The 22,639-nt window shown below is 67.9% G+C and carries 25 protein-coding genes and 1 pseudogene; 8 read left to right on the plus strand and 18 right to left on the minus strand.

Annotated elements, in window-relative coordinates:
* The first annotated feature begins 19 nt into the window (after window positions 1-19).
* Window positions 20-757 carry a M50 family metallopeptidase gene (locus RZ1_RS22900; protein WP_072814818.1) on the plus strand — a complete coding sequence of 246 codons (738 nt, stop codon included), beginning with the start codon at window positions 20-22 and terminating at the stop codon, window positions 755-757.
* Between the two features lie 68 nt (window positions 758-825).
* Here RZ1_RS22900 and RZ1_RS22905 read toward each other — a convergent pair whose 3' ends face one another.
* The 5 genes from RZ1_RS22905 to RZ1_RS22925 all read right to left on the minus strand — a co-directional run bounded on the left by RZ1_RS22905 (window position 826) and on the right by RZ1_RS22925 (window position 5,412).
* The gene (locus tag RZ1_RS22905) at window positions 826-1,275 is read right to left on the minus strand and encodes a MerR family transcriptional regulator (protein ID WP_083583858.1); all 450 of its coding nucleotides are present in this window, start codon (window positions 1,273-1,275) and stop codon (window positions 826-828) included.
* Between the two features lie 985 nt (window positions 1,276-2,260).
* Window positions 2,261-2,464: a cold-shock protein gene (locus tag RZ1_RS22915; protein WP_072814820.1), complete on the minus strand. Its 204-nt coding sequence runs from the start codon at window positions 2,462-2,464 to the stop codon at window positions 2,261-2,263.
* Window positions 2,465-2,709: 245 nt separating this feature from the next.
* Window positions 2,710-2,862, minus strand: a complete 153-nt coding sequence (locus RZ1_RS30660; protein WP_169918067.1) for a hypothetical protein — start codon at window positions 2,860-2,862, stop codon at window positions 2,710-2,712.
* 256 nt (window positions 2,863-3,118) lie between these two features.
* Complete coding sequence (locus RZ1_RS22920; RefSeq protein WP_072814842.1) at window positions 3,119-4,378, minus strand: fatty acid desaturase family protein; 1,260 nt, start codon at window positions 4,376-4,378, stop codon at window positions 3,119-3,121.
* A gap of 386 nt (window positions 4,379-4,764) precedes the next feature.
* Window positions 4,765-5,412, minus strand: coding sequence for a cyclase family protein (locus RZ1_RS22925; protein WP_072814821.1), 648 nt, complete (start codon window positions 5,410-5,412; stop codon window positions 4,765-4,767).
* Between the two features lie 144 nt (window positions 5,413-5,556).
* On the opposite strand from RZ1_RS22925, the gene RZ1_RS22930 reads away from it, so the two are divergent.
* Complete coding sequence (locus tag RZ1_RS22930; protein ID WP_072814822.1) at window positions 5,557-6,696, plus strand: acyl-CoA dehydrogenase family protein; 1,140 nt, start codon at window positions 5,557-5,559, stop codon at window positions 6,694-6,696.
* A complete protein-coding gene (locus RZ1_RS22935) occupies window positions 6,693-7,967 on the plus strand; it encodes an acyl-CoA dehydrogenase family protein (RefSeq protein ID WP_072814823.1) in 1,275 nt (424 codons plus the stop codon). The genes RZ1_RS22930 and RZ1_RS22935 overlap by 4 nt, the downstream gene beginning before the upstream one ends.
* On the opposite strand, the gene RZ1_RS22940 is transcribed toward RZ1_RS22935, so the two are convergent.
* Complete coding sequence (locus RZ1_RS22940) at window positions 7,968-9,380, minus strand: FUSC family protein (protein WP_072814824.1); 1,413 nt, start codon at window positions 9,378-9,380, stop codon at window positions 7,968-7,970.
* 71 nt (window positions 9,381-9,451) lie between these two features.
* Between RZ1_RS22940 and RZ1_RS22945 the strand changes: the two genes are divergently transcribed.
* Window positions 9,452-9,967 (plus strand): MarR family winged helix-turn-helix transcriptional regulator, encoded by a 516-nt coding sequence (locus RZ1_RS22945; protein WP_072814825.1) that lies wholly within the window; start codon window positions 9,452-9,454, stop codon window positions 9,965-9,967.
* A 12-nt stretch (window positions 9,968-9,979) separates the two neighbouring features.
* Here RZ1_RS22945 and RZ1_RS22950 read toward each other — a convergent pair whose 3' ends face one another.
* Window positions 9,980-10,441 carry a hypothetical protein gene (locus RZ1_RS22950; RefSeq protein ID WP_072814843.1) on the minus strand — a complete coding sequence of 154 codons (462 nt, stop codon included), beginning with the start codon at window positions 10,439-10,441 and terminating at the stop codon, window positions 9,980-9,982.
* A gap of 93 nt (window positions 10,442-10,534) precedes the next feature.
* Window positions 10,535-11,347: a DUF72 domain-containing protein gene (locus tag RZ1_RS22955; RefSeq protein WP_072814826.1), complete on the minus strand. Its 813-nt coding sequence runs from the start codon at window positions 11,345-11,347 to the stop codon at window positions 10,535-10,537.
* A 113-nt stretch (window positions 11,348-11,460) separates the two neighbouring features.
* Between RZ1_RS22955 and RZ1_RS22960 the strand changes: the two genes are divergently transcribed.
* Window positions 11,461-12,048, plus strand: a complete 588-nt coding sequence (locus tag RZ1_RS22960) for an HdeD family acid-resistance protein (RefSeq protein ID WP_174565232.1) — start codon at window positions 11,461-11,463, stop codon at window positions 12,046-12,048.
* A gap of 78 nt (window positions 12,049-12,126) precedes the next feature.
* Here the strand turns inward: RZ1_RS22960 and RZ1_RS22965 are convergent.
* A pseudogene (locus tag RZ1_RS22965) lies at window positions 12,127-12,508 on the minus strand (pyridoxamine 5'-phosphate oxidase family protein).
* Window positions 12,509-12,652: 144 nt separating this feature from the next.
* Between RZ1_RS22965 and RZ1_RS22970 the strand changes: the two are divergent.
* On the plus strand, window positions 12,653-12,973 hold the full coding sequence (locus tag RZ1_RS22970) for a GYD domain-containing protein (protein ID WP_072814828.1): 321 nt from the start codon (window positions 12,653-12,655) through the stop codon (window positions 12,971-12,973).
* 156 nt (window positions 12,974-13,129) lie between these two features.
* Here RZ1_RS22970 and RZ1_RS22975 read toward each other — a convergent pair whose 3' ends face one another.
* From RZ1_RS22975 to RZ1_RS22995, 5 genes are all read right to left on the minus strand, one after another.
* Window positions 13,130-14,830 (minus strand): AMP-binding protein, encoded by a 1,701-nt coding sequence (locus tag RZ1_RS22975; protein WP_072814829.1) that lies wholly within the window; start codon window positions 14,828-14,830, stop codon window positions 13,130-13,132.
* On the minus strand, window positions 14,827-15,702 hold the full coding sequence (locus RZ1_RS22980) for an alpha/beta fold hydrolase (protein ID WP_072814830.1): 876 nt from the start codon (window positions 15,700-15,702) through the stop codon (window positions 14,827-14,829). The genes RZ1_RS22975 and RZ1_RS22980 overlap by 4 nt, the downstream gene beginning before the upstream one ends.
* Complete coding sequence (locus tag RZ1_RS22985) at window positions 15,699-16,442, minus strand: hypothetical protein (protein ID WP_072814831.1); 744 nt, start codon at window positions 16,440-16,442, stop codon at window positions 15,699-15,701. The genes RZ1_RS22980 and RZ1_RS22985 overlap by 4 nt, the downstream gene beginning before the upstream one ends.
* A complete protein-coding gene (locus tag RZ1_RS22990; protein ID WP_072814832.1) occupies window positions 16,442-17,635 on the minus strand; it encodes an acyl-CoA dehydrogenase family protein in 1,194 nt (397 codons plus the stop codon). The genes RZ1_RS22985 and RZ1_RS22990 overlap by 1 nt, the downstream gene beginning before the upstream one ends.
* A 97-nt stretch (window positions 17,636-17,732) precedes the next feature.
* Window positions 17,733-18,335, minus strand: coding sequence for a TetR/AcrR family transcriptional regulator (locus RZ1_RS22995; protein ID WP_072814833.1), 603 nt, complete (start codon window positions 18,333-18,335; stop codon window positions 17,733-17,735).
* A 140-nt stretch (window positions 18,336-18,475) separates the two neighbouring features.
* Between RZ1_RS22995 and RZ1_RS23000 the strand changes: the two genes are divergently transcribed.
* Window positions 18,476-18,982 carry a nuclear transport factor 2 family protein gene (locus tag RZ1_RS23000; protein ID WP_072814834.1) on the plus strand — a complete coding sequence of 169 codons (507 nt, stop codon included), beginning with the start codon at window positions 18,476-18,478 and terminating at the stop codon, window positions 18,980-18,982.
* Between the two features lie 246 nt (window positions 18,983-19,228).
* Complete coding sequence (locus RZ1_RS23005) at window positions 19,229-19,885, plus strand: DUF2202 domain-containing protein (RefSeq protein ID WP_072814844.1); 657 nt, start codon at window positions 19,229-19,231, stop codon at window positions 19,883-19,885.
* Window positions 19,886-20,011: 126 nt separating this feature from the next.
* Here RZ1_RS23005 and RZ1_RS23010 read toward each other — a convergent pair whose 3' ends face one another.
* The 4 genes from RZ1_RS23010 to trxA form a co-directional block, all read right to left on the minus strand.
* A complete protein-coding gene (locus tag RZ1_RS23010) occupies window positions 20,012-21,103 on the minus strand; it encodes a sensor histidine kinase (RefSeq protein WP_238072284.1) in 1,092 nt (363 codons plus the stop codon).
* 23 nt (window positions 21,104-21,126) lie between these two features.
* Complete coding sequence (locus RZ1_RS23015; protein WP_072814836.1) at window positions 21,127-21,825, minus strand: response regulator transcription factor; 699 nt, start codon at window positions 21,823-21,825, stop codon at window positions 21,127-21,129.
* A gap of 197 nt (window positions 21,826-22,022) precedes the next feature.
* The gene (locus RZ1_RS30665; protein ID WP_169918069.1) at window positions 22,023-22,193 is read right to left on the minus strand and encodes a DUF8730 family Cys-rich protein; all 171 of its coding nucleotides are present in this window, start codon (window positions 22,191-22,193) and stop codon (window positions 22,023-22,025) included.
* Between the two features lie 43 nt (window positions 22,194-22,236).
* The gene (gene trxA, locus RZ1_RS23020; RefSeq protein ID WP_072814845.1) at window positions 22,237-22,611 is read right to left on the minus strand and encodes a thioredoxin; all 375 of its coding nucleotides are present in this window, start codon (window positions 22,609-22,611) and stop codon (window positions 22,237-22,239) included.
* Window positions 22,612-22,639: the final 28 nt, after the last annotated feature.

Here is a 22,639-nt window from a genome sequence, read left to right on the forward strand (position 1 = left end):
CCCGACGGAAGGTGCCCCTGTGTCCTCGACCCTCGCCTCGATCCCGGACGCACTGGGATCCGCGTGGGACGCGGTGTCCGCGGTGAGCGAGCCGGCCCCGCCCGCGCTGATCGTCGTCACCGCCGTGATCGCGCTCGTGCTGGTCACCGTGCGGCCGTTGTGGCTCGCGACGCGGCACCTGATCACCCAGGCCCACGAGGGGTCGCACGCGCTCGTCGCGCGTCTGGTCGGGCGGCGGCTGTCCGGGATCCGGTTGCACAGCGACACCTCCGGGGTGACCGTCTCGTCGGGTAATCCGCGGGGCCCGGGCATGATGGCGACCGCGTTCGCGGGCTACGTCGGACCGGCGGTGCTCGGGTTCCTCGCGGCGACGCTGCTGACGCTCGACCGTCCGGCCGCGGTGCTGTGGTCGGTGCTGGCCGCGCTCGCGTTGCTGATCCTGCTGATCCGCAATCTGTTCGGGTTCCTGTCCGTGCTCGCGGTCGGTGCGGCCGTGGGGGCGGCGGCCTATTACGGGGATCCGGTGATCCGCTACACCGCGGCGTATCTGCTGACATGGGTGCTGCTGTTCGGCGCGACCCGCCCGGTCGTCGAACTCGCCCGCACGCATCGACGCGGGGGCGGCGGGGGTTCGGACGCCGATCAGCTCCGGTGGCTCACGCGCATCCCGGCGGGCCTGTGGATTCTGGTGTTCGGACTGGTCACTGCCGGGACCGCGGTGTACGGGACGGCGCGGATCGTGCTGACCCAGTTCTGACCCGTGAGCACGGGTCGTGGGGCTTGGTGGGGTGCCGCAGGCCTGCCGTCCAGGACGTCCCGACGGGATCAGTCGGTGGTATCTGCAGGGGGTGCAGCCCGGCCTGAGTGCTGTTGCGCCCGGCGGAGTTCGGCGTTGATGCGTTGGGCTTCGCTGAGTTGGTCTTCGAGGATGATGATGCGGCAGGCGGCTTCGATCGGGGTGCCCTGGTCGATCAGTTCGCGGGCGCGGGCGGCGATGCGGAGCTGGTAGCGGGAGTACCGGCGGTGCCCGCCCTCGGATCGCAACGGGGTGACGAGTTTCGCGGCGTCGAGGCTGCGGAGGAACGCCTGGGTGACGCCGAGCAGTTCGGCGGCCCGGCCCATGCTGTATGCCGGGTAGTCCTCGTCGGCGAATCTGTCTCCCGGACCACTGCCGTTCGGTGTCGCTGGAATGGGCGTGACGCCTTTCGTGTAGACGGACGATGCCCCGGCGCCTGTGGAGGCGCCGGGGCGTGAGGGATTACTTGACCAGACCAACCATCAGGCCGGTCTCCTTACCGATTTCCCGCTTCGGCGGGGATACGCGATTGAGTAGCAGCTAACCGGGCACCACCTCCTGGTCGGGATCTTCCTGCGTTCCGGGCCGGTCAGCTCACTACCGCCCCGGATGCGACACCTACCGGCGCCGCAGGTCCTGCAACTTCCTGTTCCCTGCGATTTCTACCGGGCCGATCTGGCTGCCCGGTGGATGGCGGGACGCATCGAGTCTTTCCCAAACCAGCGTCAACACTCTGCTCGACGCGTCCCGCCCTACTTACCAGTTCCTTCATGCAGGTAGTTCATCCTCTACCTGCCTTTTCGGACCTCTGCTTTCATCTGCGATCCAGACGTTACAACGGCTACTAGGGATTGTCTACAGTCGCGACTATAGATTTTTTCGTGATGGCGGTCACTGCCGTTTACTGTCTCCGGTTCGGCAGACATGGCGTCGAACGCGGGGCGTCGCCGGCGCGTTCGGACGACACGGGTGATGCGTTGGGGAGTAACCCGTGCGCGCCGGTGAAGCGTGCACCGACCGAATGAAATCCTGACCCCTCACCCTCGATACAGCGTTCCGACGCCGCGTATCAGATCGACGGCGCCTGGAAGACGAGAGGGGATGGGCGGTCCGACCGGGTATCGGATGATTGAAGCTGCAACCACCATCGATGCGGAGGGCACGGCGGCGCCCGTTACACGTCGACGGGACACTCGAGTCGCGGTGTGTACAGCATCTCGGTTGCGTCGGAGCTGGGCGGGGCGAGTCCGCAGACTCTGCGGCTGCACGAACGCCGTGACCTGATCTCGCCGGCCCGCACGGTAGGGAACCCGACGCTGTCCGGCGGCACGGCTCGAGTTTTCCCGGTAGCAGCAAACACGTCCGGCCCCGCCCCCTGCAGAGGGGTCGGGGCCGGACGGTGCCTCACATCCCCGCAAGGGGGACGGTGCCTCACATCCCCGCAAGGGGGACAGTGGGGACGAATCAGATGACGGTGATGCCGGTCGCCTGGGGACCCTTGGCGCCCTGGCCGATCTCGAACTGCACGCGCTGGTTCTCGTCGAGGCTGCGGTAGCCGCCGCTCTGGATCTCCGAGTAGTGCGCGAAGACGTCAGCGGAACCGTCCGAAGGGGAAATGAAGCCGAAACCCTTGTCGGCGTTGAACCACTTCACGATGCCCTGTGCCATGTGTATCTCCTCTTGTCATGCACAACAGCTCTACCGAAAATGGGTAGGGCCGGGCCGCTATCACACGACGGCAATTCCCGAAAAGGAGATCCGCCCGCAATTAGGATTTGCGAGCGCGGAAAAGAACGCGAACAAAAACTACGACCACACTCAGTGAACCACACATGCGGCGGAAGTCCCGCATCCGGTGGTCGCCCCTCACATCCCGACGTGAGGGAATGCGCGAGAACCCCCGCGTGACAAGGCTATTGGGCGCTGAACAGTGCGCGATGGATTTCCTCGGCGGTTCGCTGCTCGGGCCGCGGCAGATCGACCGCAGGGCTGGCGACCACTGGCAGGGCAATGCTGTCCGCGCCGCCGGCCTTGGCCATCGGGTCGTAGAAAAGTGATCTGTTCATAGAGCGGTGTGTGCTGTTCACAGCAGGTCCTAACATGTTGTATTGCGTTGGGCGGCGACTCTCGTCACCAGGACGCGATCTCGCGTGACGGTGTCGATGGTCCGCATCGCCGGCGCGTGGGTGTGCCGAAGCTTGCTCATGCCTCCGCCTCATCGAGGCGAATTTCTGATGAGTAGACCGCCGAGGGAAGAAGAATTTCCCTGGCACTTCCCACCACTGTACAGCTCGTGCGGCAATCGGTCGACGACCTGCTCGTTCACATCCTGTGTTTGAACCTGCGTACGTCGATGCGGGCCTCGGCGTGCTCACGCAACGCCGACAACAGCCCCCGCCGGCGTCCGGTGACAGCGTCGACGTGCAGAGCCTCCGCGATCCGAGATCCGGCGGCAAGGAACTTGTGTTCGGACGAGGTTTCCGGCGCATCGTCCGAGGTCCGCTTCAGGAAGCGATCCGGCAGCGCCAGCTTGTGGATCGTGCGGAGCGCCAGCAGATACTGCCTGCTCAGCGGCCCGCTGGTATAGGGCAGGTCGTACTTGTCGCACAGCGCCCGGACCCGCACCGCGATCTCGGGGTACCGGTTCGACGGCAGATCCGGGAACAAGTGGTGCTCGATCTGGTAGCTGAGGTTACCCGTCATGAACCCCATGACCGGGCCCGCGTCGATGTTGGCGCTGCCGAGCATCTGCCGGAGGTACCACTGGGCGCGGGTCTCCGACTCGTACTGCTCGGAGGTGAACTTCTCGGCACCGTCCGGGAAGTGACCACAGAAAATCACCGCATACGCCCACACGTTGCGGACGAGGTTCGCGGTCGCGTTCGCGGCCAGCGTGTGCTTCCAGGCCCGCCCGGTGAGCGCCGGGAAGAGCACGAAGTCCTTACCGACCTGGCGGACGACCTTGACGGCGAACTGCTTGTGCGGCTCGGAGTTCCACCGCATCGGCTCGACGCCGTCGAGCTCCTTCTGCGCATCCAGGTCGTGCAGGGCGATGCCCCACTCGAACGTCGCGGCGAGGATGACGTTCGCGATGGGCTGCAGGAGGTTGATCGGGCGCCACTTCTCGTCGCGCGTCATCCGCAGGATGCCGAATCCCACGTCGTCGTCCATGCCGACGATGTTCGTGTACGTGTGGTGCGCATAGTTGTGGGCGCGCTTCCAGTGTTCGGAGGGACCCGTCTGATCCCACTCCCACGACGTGGAGTGGATCTCCGGATCGTTCATCCAGTCCCACTGCCCGTGCATCACATTGTGGCCGAGTTCCATGTTCTCGATGATCTTCGCGAGCGAGAGCATCGCGGTACCCGCGACCCACGCAGGACGCCGACGACTGCCGAACAGCACGGCACGTCCACCCAACTCCAGCGAGCGCTGCAGACGGATGACCCGCCGGATATAGCGGGCGTCACGGGCGCCCCTGGACTCCTCGACGTCACGGCGGATCTCGTCCAGTTCCCGTCCGAGCGCGTCGGTGTCGGCGTCGGTGAGATGGGCGAACACATTGATGTCGGTAATAGCCACCGAGGGAGCCTCCGTCGGATAGATCGATTTCACCGGCGCCGGCTCTCGACACAGGCCGCTGGTAACCAGGATAGAGAAACCGGGCATCGGCCGCAGAACCGCCGAACCGCCGTCACACCACGGCGCGGACCCGCGCCACACACCACGACGCAGGAACCGGCAGCAGCGAAATCAGGTCCGGATGCGCTCGCCCTCGACCTGCCTGGTCTCGCGGCCGACCCCTGATTCAGCCGCTTCCTGCCAGGAATGGCTGGTGCACAGCGGATTCGGAGCCGTGCACCAACCTTGCCCCTTCGAGCCGGCGGTGAAGGGTCCACGACGTCCTGACGCAAAAAGTGTCCAGCATGCCCTGACGCATCACAGGCGGCTGGAACCGCCCGAAGGACTCACGGCTGAACCTGCATTGCCACAGCCCGGACCGGGGCTCCGTCGCCGTCGCGCAATCGGATCGGCAGGATGCTGATCAGCGGGTCCGGGAAGTCGATCCGCTCGAGTCCGCACAGGTTCTCGCAGATGACGCCGCCGACGTCGGCGATGAGCCAGTGCGCGGGGAACTCGGTGGCGCCGGTTGGATCGAGGCTCGGTGCGTCGATGCCGATCGTCCGCACGCCCCGGCCGAGGAGTTCGCGGCACGCGTCGGCTGCCAGGTAGGGGTGGGCGAAGTACTCGTCGGTGCCGTAGTGCGCATCCCAGCCGGTATGCAGGAGAACGAGGTCGCCGGGTCCGCACGTTGCGCCGCCGAGCAGGTCCGCGGTGATGGGGGCACGCGCGGTGAGGCCGCGCACGTCGACGACAACGCCGCGCCCGACGAACAGTTCCGGGTCCAGGCGGTCGACGGGATCGCCGGCCGCGCGCATGTGCCGCGGGGCATCGACGTGCGTGCCGGCCTGAGAGCCCATGGCGATGTGCAGCAGGTTGTAGCCGTCGTCGCTCAGGGTCGCGTGCGGGGTGAGAGTGGTCTCGGGATCGCCGGGATAGACCTGGGTGTCCGCGGAGACGAGGCGGCTCAGGTCGACGATACGGCGTACACGCACCCGGCGATCGTATCCCCGCCGCCGGTGCCCTATCAGCTCGCAACCACGGTCTCAAGAGTGCCATTTTCAATTTCTGCAAGTATTGTTATCTGTTGCGAGAGCAGGATGTTCACACCGGCACGCGACGGCAGGGGACGAAGACACATGTTGTGGGAACCGACTCCCGACCAGGAGTTCTTCCGAGACACCACCGCACGGTTCCTCCAGGACCAGGCGCCACCGGCGGAACTGCGCCGCCTACGCGACGATCCGGCCGGGTTCGACGCCGGATACTGGCGTCGGGGTGCCGAACTGGGCTGGACCAGCCTGCTCGTCGCCGAGGACCACGGCGGCGGCTCCCTCAGCGGTGCCGGACTGGTCGATCTCACCTTCGTCGCCTACGAATTCGGCAGACAGGCCGCGCCCGGCCCGCTGACACCGAGCAATCTGGTGGCCGCGGCGCTGAGCACCCACTACACGGACGCACACGACAAACCGCTCGCCGCGCTGATCGCCGGAACGTCGACCGCCGCGTGGTGCGTCGACGAACCACGGCCCGGAAGCAGTACCGGCGGACCCCCGGTCCGGATCCGGGTCGAGGGCGACGAGGTCGTCGTGCACGGGACGAAACGGCCGGTCGAGGCCGCACCGACCGCGGATCTGCTGGTGGTGACCGGCCGCACGGGCGACGGCCTGTCCCAGGTGCTCGTGCCGGCCGGCACGCCGGGTGTCCGGGTCACGCCGCTGCGGTCGATCGACGTGACCCGCCGCTACGGGGCGGTCGAGTTCGACGAGGTGCGCCTGCCCGCGACCGCACTGGTCGGGTCCGCGGGCGGGGCAGCAGCCGACGTCGAGCACACGCGACAGCTCGCGATCGTGATCGGCTGCGCGGAATCGGTCGGCGCCCTGCAATCGGTGTTCGACCTGACCGTCGAGTGGGCTTTCGACCGCTACTCGTTCGGCCGGTCGCTCGCCTCCTACCAGGCGCTCAAGCACCGGTTCGCGGACATGAAGACGTGGCTCGAGGCCTGCCACGCCCTCGCCGACGACGCCGCCGCAGCGGTCGCGGCAGGAGTCCCCGATGCCGCCGAATCCACTAGTGCTGCAAAGGCATACATCGGCGAATACGGCGGCCTGTTGATCCAGGACTGCATCCAGCTCCACGGCGGCATCGGCGTCACCTACGAACACGACCTGCACCTGTTCATGCGGCGGGCAACCGCGAACCGGTCGAGCCACGGCAGCCCCGCCGACCACCGACACCTCATCGCCGACATCGCCCTGCAGCAGGAGGCCGCGCAGTGACCGCCAACCGCGAGAACACCGAAACCCTCGACGATTTCCGTGATCGTGCGCGCACCTGGATTCGCGCGAACCTGCGCCCCGCCGACCCCACCGCCCACGTCGGCGTGCTGCGCGCCGAGGGCAGCGACGAGGAGGAACTCACCGCGGTCGCGCGCGAACGCGAACTGCAGCGCATGCTGTTCGACGCCGGACTCGCCGGAATCTGCTTCCCCCGCGAGTACGGCGGCCAGGGACTGACCCGCGCGCATCAGCGGGTGCTCGACGAGGAACTGGCCGGATTCGAATACCCGGCGCGACTACAATCTCCGACGTTCGTGCCGTGCGCCGCAGTGCTTCTCGAATGCGGCACCGAGGAACAGAAGCGGCGTCACATTCCCGCCATCCTCAGAGGCGAGGAGATCTGGATGCAGTTCCTGTCCGAGCCGAGCGGCGGTTCGGATGTCGCGAGTGCCGTGACCACCGCCGTGCGCGACGGCGAGGACTGGGTGCTCAACGGGTCGAAGATCTGGACCACCGGCGCGTGGTGGTCGGACTGGGCCCTGTGTCTGGCCCGCACCAACTGGGACGCCCCCAAGCATCGCGGCCTCACCGTCTTCATGCTGCCGCTGAAGCGCGCCGGCGTCGAGGTCCACCGCATCGAAATGCTCAGTGGTTCAAAGGAATTCTGTCAAGAATTTCTGACCGATGTACGGATACCGGACAGCGACCGCATCGGCGAGGTCGACGACGGCTGGAGCGTCGGCACCCGCTGGATGTTCCACGAACGGATGCAGTCCAGTTCGCAGTTCGCCAGCCGCCCGCCCGGCAGTTCCCGCGGCGGATCGCGGATCGCGGAACTCGTCGCGGTCGCACGCGACGCCGGCCGGCGCGACGACCCGATCGCCCGCGACCTCGTCGGCGAGGCCCGCACCCTGGAACTGGCGAAGGAGGCGCTGCAGCGGCGCATCGGCCGGGGCATCGCGACCGGAAAGATCTCCGACCAGGCGGCCGGGATCATCCGGTTGATGGCCGGAACCGTGGCGACCCGGCTCACCACGATCATGTACGAGTTCACCGGTGCCACCGGTGCCGCGTGGGATGACGACGACGGCGCTGCGGCGGAGGTCGGACACGACTATCTGATGCAGCAGGTCTGGTGCATCGCCGGCGGCACCACCGAGATGGCCCGCAACACCATCAGCGAACGCGTGCTCGGCATGCCCCGCGAACGCACCCACGATCCGAACATCGCCTTCCGCGACATCCCGAAAGGCCGATCGTCGGACCGCTAGTCAGCCCCGGGCCGACAGGTGATGGCGGTCGTCACGGGCGATGGTGAGCGCGGCGACGACCACCCCGACGACGACGCCGATGAGGGTGTCGCCGATGCGGCTGACCGCGATGTCCGGTCCGATCGGCTCGCCGAGACCGATGAGCAGCAACGCCATCGCGGTGACCGCGATCGAGGCGAGCCCGTAGTTCCGGGTGACGTACAGTTCCGCCGTCGTCTGCAGCACGACGATCACGACCACGAGCGGCCAGTAGCCCAACGCAGCCGCGAGCAGGACCGCGGCGAGCAGGGCACCGGCGACGTTCCCGAGCAACCGTTGAATCGCACGCTGCACGGTGTGCCGGTAGTTGGCGCCCTGGAGGGCGGCCATCGCGCCCATCGTCGCCCACAGCGGATGCTGCAGTCCGGCGGCCAGTGCGATCCAGCCTGCGAGCAGCGACGCGAGCATCACGCGCCCGGCGCCGACCACGATCGCGCGGTCGCGCAGGCTCCGGACACCGGTCCGCAGGAAGCTCTCCGGACGCTCGGGCAGTGCCGCGCCGGGCGCATCGACGCGGGGGATCTCGATGTCCCGTCGCACCTTGCGCAGTTCCGATTCGAAGCGCGCGAAGTCGTCGCGGCGCGCGCGGACCGTGTCGTGCGAACCACTGTCGACGACCGCGGCGGCGGCGTCCAGCAGAGCGAGCAGTTCGTGGGTGTGCGCGCGACGGGGACCGAGCGCGACGATCTCGCGGGCCCGCGCGACCGCCGCGCGCGCAGGCGCGACCGCCGCCTCGCCGTCGATCTCGAGCACGGACACCGCTGCCAACGCGCGGGCGACGGCGACGCGGGCCGGTCCGTGCGGGTGGTACAGCGCCGGCGCCATCGCGATGACCCAGCCGACCGTCGCGCCGATCGTGGCGGCGGCCACGGCCGCGCCGATGTCCGCGGCGGTGTCGGCGAAACCGGCGGCGCCGGCCGCGGCGAAGATGAGGATTACCGCTCCCGGGCCGATGATGCGGAACGCTGCGAGCAGCCCGAACGCGATCCCGGCCGCGACGGCGAGCACCGCCGTCTGCATCCACATCGTCATTTCTGCCGCGCCGGTTGCGGCACCGAGCGCGACAGAGGCGACGACGCCGGCCCCGGCGCACGCGGACTTGCCGGCGAGGCGCCGATACGGTTCGTGCCGTCCGAACGCCGAGGACAGGGCGCCGAGCGCCGCGAACCCGGTGAGGTGCACCTGATCGAGCAGGCCACCGCCGACGAGGACGAGCAGGACCGCCAGCCCGACGCGCAGCGACGGGGCGACGACCGCGTCCGCCCTCCGCACGTCGAGCGATCGACGCCAGGCGACGGCGGACAGCGAGTGTGCGAGGGCGCCGCCGGCGTGTCGCAGTCGGCTGTAGGGCGGGTCGGCGGTCGAGGGGAGCATCCTGCCAGTCTAATACTTCACTAGTAAAATAGTTATGAATCGATTGTGAATCGGATCGCTAGACTTACCTCATGCCCGACGCAGCGACACCCGCCGACGACTTCGTCGATCGTGTGCGACACGCGTGGTCCGAGTCCTACCCGGACCTGAACACCCGGCCCATCGACATCATCGGGCGCATCATCCGGATCAGCTCGCTCACACTGAATCATCTCGACCACGAACTCTCCGGAAGTGGGGTCACCCGAACGGAATTCGAGGTGCTGTGCGCACTCGCCCGCAGCCCCCATCCGTTGCGCGCCAGCGAAGTCACCTCCGTCACCGGAATGTCCGGCGCCTCCACCACCAAACACACCGACCGCCTCGTCGGGCTCGGACTGGTCGAACGCAAACGGCTCGAACGCGACGGCCGCGTCGTGCTCCTCGACCTCACCGACGCCGGGCGGCGCGTCGTCGAATCCGAGTACCCGCGCCGCGTCACCCGCGAGATGCACATGCTCGACGGACTCTCCGACGACGAGCTCGACACCCTCACCGACCTGTTACGGCGGGTCGTGTTCAACGTCGAGCAGCAGACCCGCCCGTGACGAGAGCGACCGTCAGGGCATCTCGACGGTCTCCGCACGTTCGATCTCCCCGATCGCCCGGCGCACATACGGTCCGGGCTCGACCTTGCGGGTCGCGGCCAGATCGGCGAGGACGACGAGCCCCGCGCTGAGGTACTGCTCGGGCCGGGCCTTCGGCGCCTCCGGGTCGGTGACCCCGAGCGCGCCGGTCAGCACCGCGACCAGCGCGTCGGGCGCGGCCTGCACCGCGCCCCGGGCACAGCGTTCGAACACGGCCTGAACGTCCTCTCCGGCCAGTCCGTCCGGATGCAGTTCCTCGAGCAGTTCGCGCATCATGCCCGCATGCACCGCCGTGACCTGTTCGTACGGCAACTCGACGAGATCGGACACCGCGTCCGCGAACGACGGTAGGTCGCCCGTCCGGGCCGCGCTCAGCGCGGTCTCGGTGACACGCGCGATCTCGCGCGCGATCGTCGGCCAGTGGGTGGGCCACACGGTGTTCTCCTCGTCGGTGCTGCTGCCCGCCTCCGCCGCGGGCACTGCACCCAGTGTGCCGTTCAGCGCCGACACCCTCACAGTCGTCCACTCTCACAGTCGTTGCTGCAGCCCGAGCGCGTCCCGCGGCGCGAACCCCTTCGCGTCGTTGTCGAAGTACACGTACACGTCGAGGCCGTCGCCGAGCCACGCGCGGATCCGCTCGGCCCAGCGATCCAGGGCCGCGTCGCTGTAGCCGCTGACGTACAGCTCGGTGTCGCCGTGCATGCGCGCGTACACGAAATCCGAGGTGACCTCGGTGAGGAACGGATAGCGGCCCGCGGTGTCGGCGACGACGAGCGCCACGTCGTGTTCGCGGAGCAGCGCGGCGGCTTCCGCGGTCGCGAAGGTCGGATGCCGAACTTCCATCGCGTGCCGGATCGGACGATCGGCGTCCGGCTCGGTCCACGCCCGATCGTCCGGGACCTTGTCGGTCCGGCGAGAGGCCAAGACCGCAGCGTCTGACGTTGTGCGCGGCAGTTGCGCGCAGAAACCGGCCAGCCGATCCGGTTCGAACGCCATTGTCGGCGGGAGCTGCCACAGCAGCGGACCGAGCTTGGGACCGAGCGCGGGTACGCCGGATGCGAAGAAGTTGGCGAGCGCCTCGTCGACGTCGACGAGGCGTTTGAGGTGGGTGACGAACCGGCCGCCCTTGACCGCGAACACGAAATCGTCCGGGGTGCGGTCGCGCCAGTTCTCGAAGCTCGACTTCCGCTGCAGGCTGTAGAAGGTGCCGTTGATCTCGATCGACCCCATCCGCTCGGCGGCGTACTCGAGTTCGAGGCGCTGCGGCAACCCCGCCGGATAGAAGTCGCCGCGCCATCCGGGATAGCGCCAACCCGAGATTCCGACCCGTGCACGGACCATCGCACGACGATACCCCCGAAAATCGGACACACGAGAGCACTCATTGAGCACGCACGAACCCGTGAGCAGGCCTACGCTGTGCCGGAAGCCAAGATCAAAAACCAGGAGTGCTCATGTCCGACACTGCCGCCACTGCGAACGATCCGTTCCGTTCCCTCTTCAAACAGATCTGGTGGATCGTCCTGATCCGCGGAATCCTCGCGGTGCTGTTCGGCATCGTCGCCCTCGTCTGGCCGGGCATCACCGTGTGGGCCCTCGTCGTCGTCTTCGGTATCTACGCGATCATCGACGGCCTCGTGCTCGGCTACCACGCCGTCCGCGACCGCAGCACTCTCGAGGGCTGGGGCTGGTGGCTCTCGATGGCCGTCATCTCGGTCCTCGCCGGTATCGTCGCGCTGGTATGGCCCCAAGCGACCGCGCTCGTGCTGCTCTACATCATCGCGTTCTACGCGATCTTCTTCGGAATCGCCGGTGCCGTCGGCGCTTTGCGGTTCCGGAAGGTCCCCGAATCCGGATGGGTGTGGTCGCTGATTGCCGGCATCCTCGCGATCCTGTTCGGCATCGTCCTGCTGATCTTCCCCGGCAGCGGCATCATCGGCCTGATCTGGCTCGTGGGCATCTACGCGATCCTGTTCGGTGTCCTGCTCATCGCCGTCGCGATCCAGGCCCGCAAGGTCGCGAAGGAGGCCGGCGTCCTCTGAGACACCGCCCCTCCCCATACTCCCGCTCCCCGGGTGATGGTTCCTTCACCCGGGGAAGCCGGGAGTCGGGAGTCGGGACTACGCGTCCTTCAGCCGACCCCACGCGTGCCAACGGTCGATCTCGATCCACGCGCTGATCCGCTTGCGGTCGCGCACGTAGTACGGCTTGCCGGTGTAGTGCCGCGCGATGCGGTCGATGTCGTCGAGACCCTCGTCGTCGACGATCTCTACGACCCGGCCCTGCAGGCTCACGTGGGTGATCCAGTCCTCGGGGTCGATCGCGCTCAGGCTCACTCGCGGATCGTTGCGCAGGTGGTCGAGGCGCTTGCGGCCCTCGTCCATGTTGACCAGGATGCGACCGTTCTCGTACCGATACCAGGTCGGCACGCAACGTGCTGATGGTCGCGTAGTTGGGCCGGGCGAGGAATTCGGCCACGGCATCGGGCAGCGGTGTCGGCACGACAACCCTCAATTTCGGTGAGATCGTTTCGGTGTCGCCACGAGCCTAGGCCAGCCCCAGCGGGCCGATCGCGGCGAAACCGCCACGCGGCGCCGCCTCCGGACCGACCATGGAGACAGTCACCGATCCGAGGAGAACCGTCCCATGCCGAAATTTCTGTGGCAGGTCACCTACACCAGCGAAGGCGCGAAAGGGTTGCTCGGCGAGGGTGGAACCGCGCGCCGCGACGCGATCGTCAGCATGGTCGAGAGTGTCGGCGGCAGCGTCGAATCCGTGCATTTCGCGCTCGGCGGGCACGATCTGTACGTGATCGGCGAGGTGCCCGACGACATCGCCGCCGCCACCCTGGAACTGCGCACCATCGGTTCGGGTGCGGCCAGGTCGAAGCCGATCGTGCTGCTCACGCCCGAGCAGATCGACGAGGCCGTGCACCGCGACACCAGTTACCGGGCACCGGGCAACTGATCTCCAGGCCGGTCGACGCGTTCGACCGGACCCGTCCATGGCGACCTCCGCCATCGTGCGGTAGGACGCCCACCGCACACGTGTCCCGACACGTCCACTTCACCTGCGCGGGACCCGGTGGCCTCGACCAGCCGTCGCCATCGTCCGGGGTCGGCATCAGCCGCGGCGGTAGTCCCTTTCGCGATCGGTCCATTCCTGCGCCCACTCGCGCAATTCGACGGCCCTGATCTTCGTTCCGTTTCCACCCACGGTGGTGGGCATCCGGTCGATGATGTGCACTGCCGACGGCACCTTGAACGCGGCGAGTTCCTCACGGCACCATTGCTTCAGCGCCTCGGCATCGGTGCCGGCGGATGCGTCGTCGGCGAGGACGACGAATCCGACGGCCTCGGTGTAGCCACCGGCGCCGGCAATCCCGACGACCTTGACGACACCCACGTCGGGGTGCTGAGCGAGGCAATGCTCGATCTCCGCGGGATCGACGAGGAAACCGCGCAGCCGCAGCACATCTCCCATCCGGCACACGAATCGGTAGCCGCCGCCGGTCGCGACCGCGAGGTCGCCGCTGCGGAACCAACCGTCCGGCGTGAATGCGCGCCGCGCGGCGTCGGGGTTGCCGAGGTAGGCGTCGACGACGTTGGGGCCCCGAAACTGCAACTCGCCCTGCTCGCCATCGGCGAGCACACGGTCGTCGACCGGATCGACGATCCGCGCTTCGATCGACGGTGCGACGGGCCGGCCGCCGCCGCTCCAGCGCACCGACTCCGGGTCCTCGGCGGACCACAGCAACGTCAGCGCGAACATCTCGGACGATCCGAAGACACCGGAGGTGAGCGCGCCGAATTCGTCGCGGGCCCAGCGCGCGATGTCGTGCGATCGTCCCAGGAAGTCGGCGATACCCAGCCACCTCAGCGCCGACAGGTCGGCGCGCTGCTCCCTGTGCCAGGTGTCGTACAGCCGGCCGAGCAGGTCGTCACCGCCGACCACGTGGGTGACCTCCAGCGCCTGCATGCGGCGCAGGACGGCGGCGGCGTCGAACACCGGTTCCATGAGCAGGCTTCCTCCGCCGGCGAGTGTCGCCATGGCGGCACTGAAGCCGAACACCCCGGACACCGGCAGCACGCACAACGTCACATCGCCCGGAGCGAGGCCCATGATCGCCGCGTCGGCGCGGCCGTGCCGAACCACCGCCGAATCCCGGTGCGCGGCAAGCTTCGGCGTGCCGGTGGACCCGGACGTCGTGAAGGCCACGGCCAGCGGGTCCGACGGATCGGCGGCCGCGCCGGCCGCGGTGACCGTCGCGGTATGCGGGGTGCGGGGCACCCGGGTGCCGCGGGTGTCGCCGCTGCCGACAAGCCATGCTCCGTCGCCGAGGTCGAATCCCGCCGGGTCGACGGGCGTCACCGGAGCGGCCGGACCGGTCACGACCGCGACGGCCGGGGCCGCAACCTCGGGTACGGAGTGCGCTGCGGCGCGCAGTGTTCCGATCAGATCGAGGCCGTGGAAGGACGCGGCCACGGCGACGACCGCGGGCCGGGCGGCGACGAGGATGTGCGCGACCTCTCCGGTGTTGTAGCGGGTGTTGACGCCGATGATGTGCGCGCCGAGCGCGGATGCGGCGAACTGCCACACCAGGGCGTCGGACCAGTTCGGCAGCATCACCGCGATGCACTGCCCGGGTTCGATTCCGGCGTCGGCGAGTTCGGCGCGCACCGCCTCGACCCGTTCGCCGAATCGGGCACGGGTGCAGGTGCGGATCTCGTCACCGACGACGTCGAAAGCGAGCGGGGCCTCGGGAGTCGTGACGACCAACTCGGCGAGGAGCCCGGTCAACGAGGTGGTGCCGGTGGCCGTCACGATGCGATCTCCTCGGAAACCATTTCACTGCCGGATGTTTCGTCCAGTTCCCGGATCCAGTCGTCGACGACGGCAGCGAAGTCGTCGATCTCCTCCATCGGGTAGTGACCGATCCCGGTCAGCCCGGTGTACCGCGCGAGGCCGGGCTGCGCGTCGTTGATGCGCGCGGCGACCTGCTCGACCTCGGAGGCGCGGATCCACGGATCATCCAGTCCCGCAACGAGGTGAATGGGCGCGGTGACCAGGTGCAGTCGGTCGCGGACGTCGTGACTGCCCCAGCCGATCAGGTCGGACGAGGAGATCTCGGGATCTTCGCGCTTGTGCATCGTCGCGATCGCGCGGGCCGTGTCGTCGGGTACCGACGTGCCCACCGATGCCAATGTTCCGAGATAGGTGCGTTCCGCGCGGGCCGGGCCGGCGACGTCCTCGAGTTCCCGCCGCAGCCCGGCGACGTTGACGCGACCGGGTCCGGCCTCGGCTTCCATCGCGATGGCGCCGGCCAGCGGACGGTCGGGTCGGACGGACAGTTCGAGGGTGAGCTTGCCGCCGATGGAGCAGCCGAGGACGTACGGACGGTCGACCCCGAGTTCGTCGAGGACGGCGCAGAGCCAGTCGCCGTAGTCGGTGAGCGACGTGACCGGCCCGCCCGGAGCAGGCTCGGAGCGTCCGTGGCCGGGCAGATCGGGCACGAGGACGCGATAGCCGCGGGCGGCGAGGTCGCGGGCGACGTGGCGGTACTGCACGCCGCTCTGACCGGCGGTATGGATGCACAGCACCGTGGGCAGCGTGTCCGGTGCGGGATGCGCATCGGGGGTGACGATCTCGACGAAGCCGAGGGCACCGGCGATCTCGAGGTAGCACGCTTCGATCACGGCCGGACCTCCTGGGCGAGTGCGCGCGCGTGCGCGATGACGATGTTGAGCGGTTTGGTGAGCCGGAGGTACTCGTATCCGTTTCCGGTGGAGGAGAATTCGCCGGCGATGGCGCGGCGCATGAACTCGTCGCGTTCGGCGAGCACGACCTCGGTCCACAGATGCGCCGGGGCGACGAAGGTGAAGGTCGCGCCGTGTGGGGTGCGCCGCGTGACGTCGACGATGCGGCCCTTGTAGATCCGCAGGTGCAGTTCCCGGTCGTCGCAGCGCAGGCCGATCGTGCCGTCCCAGCTCGACAACGACGATGCGAAGTCCCGGTCCTCGTCGAGCCGTGCGCGCAGCAGCTCGCCCCACTCGGCTGTGCAGAAGTCCAGGGCCGGCTGCGCCGGGGCGGCAGCCGGGTCCTCGAACCGCCACGTTTCGGTTCCGCGCTCTCGTACGGTCCCGGTGTCGTCGAGGAGCCGGACGTACCGGTCGACGGTGCCGGCGGCGACGCGGGTGACCAGCACGTCCGTGTGGACGGTGTCGTTGTGGGCGACAGGACAGGTCGTGGACCAGGTAAGGCCGGTTCGGACGGCGCCGGGGACGGGCGGTGTCAGCAGTTCGGCGGCGAAAGCGCCGGCGAGCACACTGCCGCCGGGCAGGGCGAGGCCCGCCTCGGCGAGCAGCGGGGCGAGCGCCCGGGCGGTGCCGGCGGCGCGGTCCCCGACGGTGATGCGGTCGGATGTCCGGAGCGTCATCAGTTTTCGGACCTTCCGAGCAGTTCGTCGGAGATGATGCGCATCTGGATCTCGCTGGTGCCTTCGAAGATCTTCGTCAGGCGCGCATCCCGCCAGTGCCGTTCGACCTGGAAGTCGGTGGTGTAGCCTGCGCCGCCGTGGATCTGAACGGCTTCGCTGGTGACCTGTTCGGCCATCTCGGTGGCGACCAGTTTGCACATCGACGCCTCGAGCGAGCAGCGACGCCCGGTGTCGATATCGGTGGCGACCGAGTACATGAGCTGGCGGGCCGCTTCGATGTCGGCGGCCATCTTCGCGATCTTGAACCGGAGATGCTGGAAATCGCCGATGGGGCGCCCGAACTGGCGGCGGGTGTGAACGTAGGCGATGGAATCCTCGAGCGCGGCCCGCGCCAGGCCGATCGCCCGTGCCGCGGTGTGGGCGCGACCGACCTCCAGCCCCGACACGGCCAGGTAGAAGCCCTTGCCCTCCTCGCCGAGCATCGCCGAGGCGGGGATGCGGAAGTTGTCGAAGGACAGTTCCCACGTGCTCCACCCGAAGTAGCCGATCTTGCGGACCTTCGTGCCGGAGATCCCTTCCGGGAATCCGCCGCGGTCCTTCTCGACGAGGAACGCGCTGATGCCGCGGTGCGGCTTGGCGGGATCCTTGTTCGGGTCGGTGCGCGCGAACAGGACCAGATAGTCGGCTTCGTCGGCGTAGGTGCACCACATCTTGGTGCCGTTGACGACCCAGTCGTCACCGTCGCGGGTGGCGCGGCACGAGATGTTGGCGACGTCGGATCCGGCTTCGGCCTCGGACAGCGCGTAGGCACCGAGGTATTCGCCACGGGCGACCTTCGGCAGCAGCGCCGCCTCCTGTTCGGCGGTGAAGCCGCCGCCCATGCCGTTACCGCGGGCAAGGAGACCCGAGACGCTCATCCAGGCGCGGGACAGTTCCTCGGCGACGAGGCAGTACTCGAACACGCCGAGTCCGAGACCGCCGTGTTCCTCGGGGATCATGATGCCGAAGAAGCCGATCTCGGCCATTTCCTTCTTCAGCGAATCCGGGATCGTGCCCTGGACGGGGTCGAGTTCGTTGGCGACGGGCAGCACCTTCGTCATTGCGAAGTCCCGCGCGAGGTCGCGGATGGCGAGGCGTTCCTCGGTGAGGTAGCGCGGGGTATCGGTGCGCGGTCGGGACGGCCGGTGGGTCATGGACACTCCCTCGATGGGCCGGGAAGACGGACGAGCAAGTCATTAACGCTTGTTCACCCAGTACAGCACGGCCCGGGTCGCCGGTCAACGCCGGAGATCAGGACACCCGGTATCCGACGAGGTTGAGGGCATAGACGCCGAAGTCGTCGGCGACCTCCTGCGCGGTGAGCGGGCCGTCGGCTCGGAACCACAACGGAATGCCGGCACACATCGTCAACACCGCCGTGACCGCCTGATGGATATGCGGAACCGAGAAGATCCCTTGTTCGACACCGTCTTCCGCGATGTCGACGAACAGCTGTTCCTGCGCGTCGCGGGAGCCGACGACACGCTTGCGGTCCACTTCCCCGAGGTAGCGTAGTTCGGAGTTGGCCACCAAGCACGCGCGTGGATTGCGGGCCGTGAAGAGGGCGTGCGCGACGACCGCGGCACGCCAGCGATCGACGGGATGCGGACCGGCCTTGCGCAGCGCATTGCGGGTGGCGGTGAACTGTTCGTCGCTGGCACGCCGCAGGATCTCGACGAGCAGCTCCGACTTGTTCTCGAAGTGGTTGTAGACATTCGCGGCGCTACAACCTGCGCTGTTGGCGATGTTGCGCATCGTCGCACCGTGGAAGCCCGAAGCATAGAACTCGTCCAGCGCCGTCTCCAGAATGCGTTCGCGCACCCCCAGCGACGCAACTACCGACCGAGTGTTCATACCTCGGAGCATAGAGGCCGGACGTGAGACCAGCAAGAATCCGCAACTATTCGACTTGACGATGCGAGTCACCCGGCCCTACGGTTCAGATCACATGAACGATCGTTAATAGATTCTGTTCGATCTCGGAGGATCACCCCGTGACCACATCTGCGGATTCCGGCAGTGAGACCACTCTCGCCGAACGCATCACCCGTCTCGAAGACCTCGAGGCGATCCGCCTCCTCGACGCCCGCTACTGCCGCCACCTCGACGACGGCAACTGGGACGCATTGACGGACCTGTTCACCGACGACGGTGAATTCGACGGCCTGGCCCGTCCATGCGGGAGGGCCGAGCTGCGCGAGTTCTTCGCCGGCCTCGCCGCGGGCGGACTGACCGCCTTCTGGCACTTCATCACGAATCTGGAGATCGAACTCGACGGCGATCGCGCGACCGTCCGCTCGTTCCTGTGGCAGCCGTGCGTCGCAGATGGGGCCGCGAGTGTCGCCGCGGGCCGGTACACCGACGAGGTCGTCAAGGTCGACGGCCGCTGGCTGTACAAGGTCAAACGGGTGCGCTTCCACTTCTTCGGTCCACTCGAATCAGGCTGGGACGAAGGTCGTTTCGCACTCGACTCCGCACGAAAGGCGGCGGTACGGAGATGACGGACGCGCCGTCCCGAACCCGGAACGGGTGCGGATGCCCGACCTCCCCCGAAGGCTGCGCGGCCGTTCCTTCCGAGCCGTCCCTCTGATCGAGCCGTACGTTCCGTCGGTCGACGGACGGCACGGTCCGCTCTCACACAAGCTTCACGTATGGGGACGGGGTCTCTTCCAAGCTTCACGTATGGGGACGGGGTCTCTTCACCGAACGCCGGTTGACTCGGTGGGGAGAGAAAGGTGGTGCCGGTGATGAACACCTGGCGAAAGACAGTGACCGTACTCGCGGCAGGGGCGACGATCGCGATCGCCGGATTCGGGACGACCGTCGCGGCGGCCCAGGAGCCCGGTGAGAGCACCGGCGGCGTGCTGTCCGCACAGGAGAAGTCCGACCTGGTGACGACGCGCGACGAAGAACGCCTGACACGAGATCTGTACCAGCAGTTCGCCCAGAAGTGGGGCGCACAGATCTTCGAACGCATCTCCGCCAGCGAACAGCGTCATTACGATGCCGTGGGCGCTCTGCTCGATCAGTACGGCGTGAGCGATCCGTCTGCCGGGCTCGCTGCGGGGACCTACTCCGATCCTCTGCTGCAAGGCGCCTACGACGGTTGGCTCACCCGCGGCCTGTCCTCGGTCGAGGAGGCATACGCGGTCGGGGCCGAACTCGAGACCGCCGATATCACCAAGTTGTCCACCGCGATCGAGGTCAGCGACAAGGACACGATCGACCGGGTGTACGGCAAACTGCGTACCGGCTCGGAACACCACTTGCAGGCATTCCAGGCGGCTCTGACCGGCCAGGCACCGACCGGCGGACACCAGGGCCAGGGACGTCAGGGACACGGCCAGGGCCAAGGACACGGCCAGGGCCAGGGCCAGGGCCAGGGCCCGCAGCACTCGGAGTGATGCGCCACTGCCGGACGACCGATCCGCTGCCGGAGTGCCGGCCATCAATCGCACACGCGCTGGACGCACGGCACGCGAGCCGGTCCGCTCGGAGCACGTCGCCGCGAGCTCCGGCGATTGCGGAGGTCAGCGGCGGATCGAGTGGTCGCTTCGGGTGGGCAACTGCAGTGTGAACCGCGCCCCGTGACCGCGGCCGGAGGAATCGGCCGACAAGTCGCCGTTGTGAGCGCGCGCGATCCGGCGGCTGATGGTCAGACCTATGCCGGAGCCGAGATTCTGCTCGCCGCGGCGCCGGGACGGAACCCGGTAGAAGCGCTCGAAGATCCTGTCCACGTCGTCCGGGTCGAGCCCCTCGCCGGTATCGGTGACGGTGACGGTGGCGATGTCTCGATCTGCGGTGATGTCGAGGCTCACGCCGCCGGTCTCCGTCGCGGCAAGGGCGTTGCCGAGCAGATTGGTCAGCACCTGCGTGATCCGGTCGGCATCGGCCCACACCCGCACCGCCCGCGGCGGCGGGTCCACGGTCAGGGTCAGGCCCGCATCGTCGAACTGGGGGCGCATCCGGCCGGTGACCTGTACGACGAGATCGGACAGATCGACGTCGGCCGGGTGCAAGTCCAAACGACCTTCCTCCGCCCGGGACAGGGTGGACAGATCATCGGCGAGTCGGCGCAACCGGCCGACCTCGGTTTCGATCTGGACCAGCTCTGCCGCGTCGAAGACACCGTCGAGGACGCCCTCGGCGTATCCGTCGATCACCGTCAGGGGAGTGCGCATCTCGTGCGCCACCTCGGCCAACAGCCGGACCCGCCGGGCCTCCGTGTCGGCGAGGCGGACGGCGAGATTGTTGACGTCGGTGGCGACCGCGGCCAGTTCGGATTCCGGCGGCACTTCGATCCGGTGCCGGTAGTCACCGGCGGCGATCGCCCGAGTACCCGACCGCACCGATCGCAGCGACCGCAGCAGGCGTCGGGACGCCAGCAGGCCCAGCGCAGCGGCCGTGACCACTCCCGCGAGCACCCCGAACCACAACGCCGTCGTCACCGCGTCGGCCACGACCTCCCGCAACGGAGACGACCCGTTCGCGCGGCGGCGGCCGCCGCCCCGTTCCTCGAACAGTGCCGGCGCCGTGACCCGTACGACCGTGAAAGTGACAAGGGCCCCGACCACCGCCACCAGCAGGTGCGAGACGAACAGCCTCGTTCTCAAGCTGAGCACCGGCAACCGGAGCCGACCGGGATTCACCGGTCGGCTCCGCTCGTGGCCACGAACTTGTAACCGACTCCGCGGACGGTCCCGATGAAGCGGGGGTCGGCGGCATCATCACCGAGTGCCCGGCGGATGCTGCGGATGTGCACGTCCACGACCCGCTCGTCGCCGTAGAAGTCGCCGTCCCAGACCTTTTCGAGCAGTTGCCTGCGTGAGTACACCCGGCCGGGGGACCTTGCCATGGCCAGGAGCAGGTCGAACTCGAGCGCGGACAGTTCCACGGGTGTGCTGTCGACTGTCACTTCCCGGGTGTCGGGATCGACGGTGAGACCGGAGATCGATACTCGGGAGGGCGCGTCCGGGGCGCCTCGGGCGCGGCGTAGGACGGCACGGACGCGGGCGGCGACTTCTCGCGGTGCGAACGGTTTGGTGATGTAGTCGTCGGCGCCGACCGCGAGGCCGACCAGCTTGTCGACCTCTTCGGCGCGAGCGGTGACCAGCACGACGTAGACGTCGGAGAATTGTCGGATCCGGCGCAGCACCTCGAAGCCGTCGATGTCGGGAAGCCGGACGTCGAGCAACACCAGGTCGGGACTGCGAGACTCGATCAGCGTCAAAGCCTCTGTGCCGGTTCCGACTTCGGTGACGTTGTAGCCGTCCGCCTCGAGGTAGCCGCGCAGGACACGACGGATGTGGGGTTCGTCGTCGACAACGAGGACGCTACGCAGCATTGTGTTCCCTTTCGCTCCGACCTGCGCCCGGGAGCCAGTTTCGGCACGGGCGGGCGGCGATGTCGTTCGGGATGCCGACCACGCCGGGAATCCCACCCGGCCGCGCCGGCGAGAAGATGGCGGCTTACCGACCGGTGCCCCTGCCCGGCGGGCAGGGGCACCGGTCGATACGAGGACCGCACCGAACCATGGCTAGGTCAGTTGCGGAAGATGGAACTCACTGTGCTGTTCCAGCTTTGGGCGGTCGTGTCCTGGCCGCAGGTGCAGCGGTCGGCGGCGGGCACCGAACGCATCACGGCGTCGACATGCTGTCCACAGCCGTCCCAACCGGTCTTGCCACAGTTCGGGCAGGTGACGGGGTAACACATGGGAATTCTCCTTCGTCGAGAGTCGCTGTGGACTCGAAGTGGGTCAGGCGCCGGCAGCAGCGCGCTGTTCGGCTACCCGGGCATGAACCTCTTCCATGTCCAGAGCCTTGATCCGGGTGATCAGGTCCTCGAGAGCCGGCGCCGGCAATGCCCCGGGCTGGGAATAGACCAGCACCCCTTCACGGAACGCCATGATCGTCGGGATCGAGCGGATGTTCGCCATGGCAGCGAGCTGCTGCTCGGCTTCGGTGTCGACCTTGGCATGCACGATGTCCGGATGCGCGGCCGAGGACCGGTCGAACACCGGGGCGAAGGCCCGGCACGGTCCGCACCACGAGGCCCAGAAGTCCACGAGCACAATATCGTTGTCGACGATGGTGGATTCGAAATCCGCCATCGTGAGGTTCTTCGTTGTCATCGGTTCGGTTCCCTTCACAGTCGGAGAT

It is taken from the genome of Rhodococcus zopfii NBRC 100606 = JCM 9919, assembly GCF_001895025.1.
GTDB lineage: Bacteria > Actinomycetota > Actinomycetes > Mycobacteriales > Mycobacteriaceae > Rhodococcus > Rhodococcus zopfii.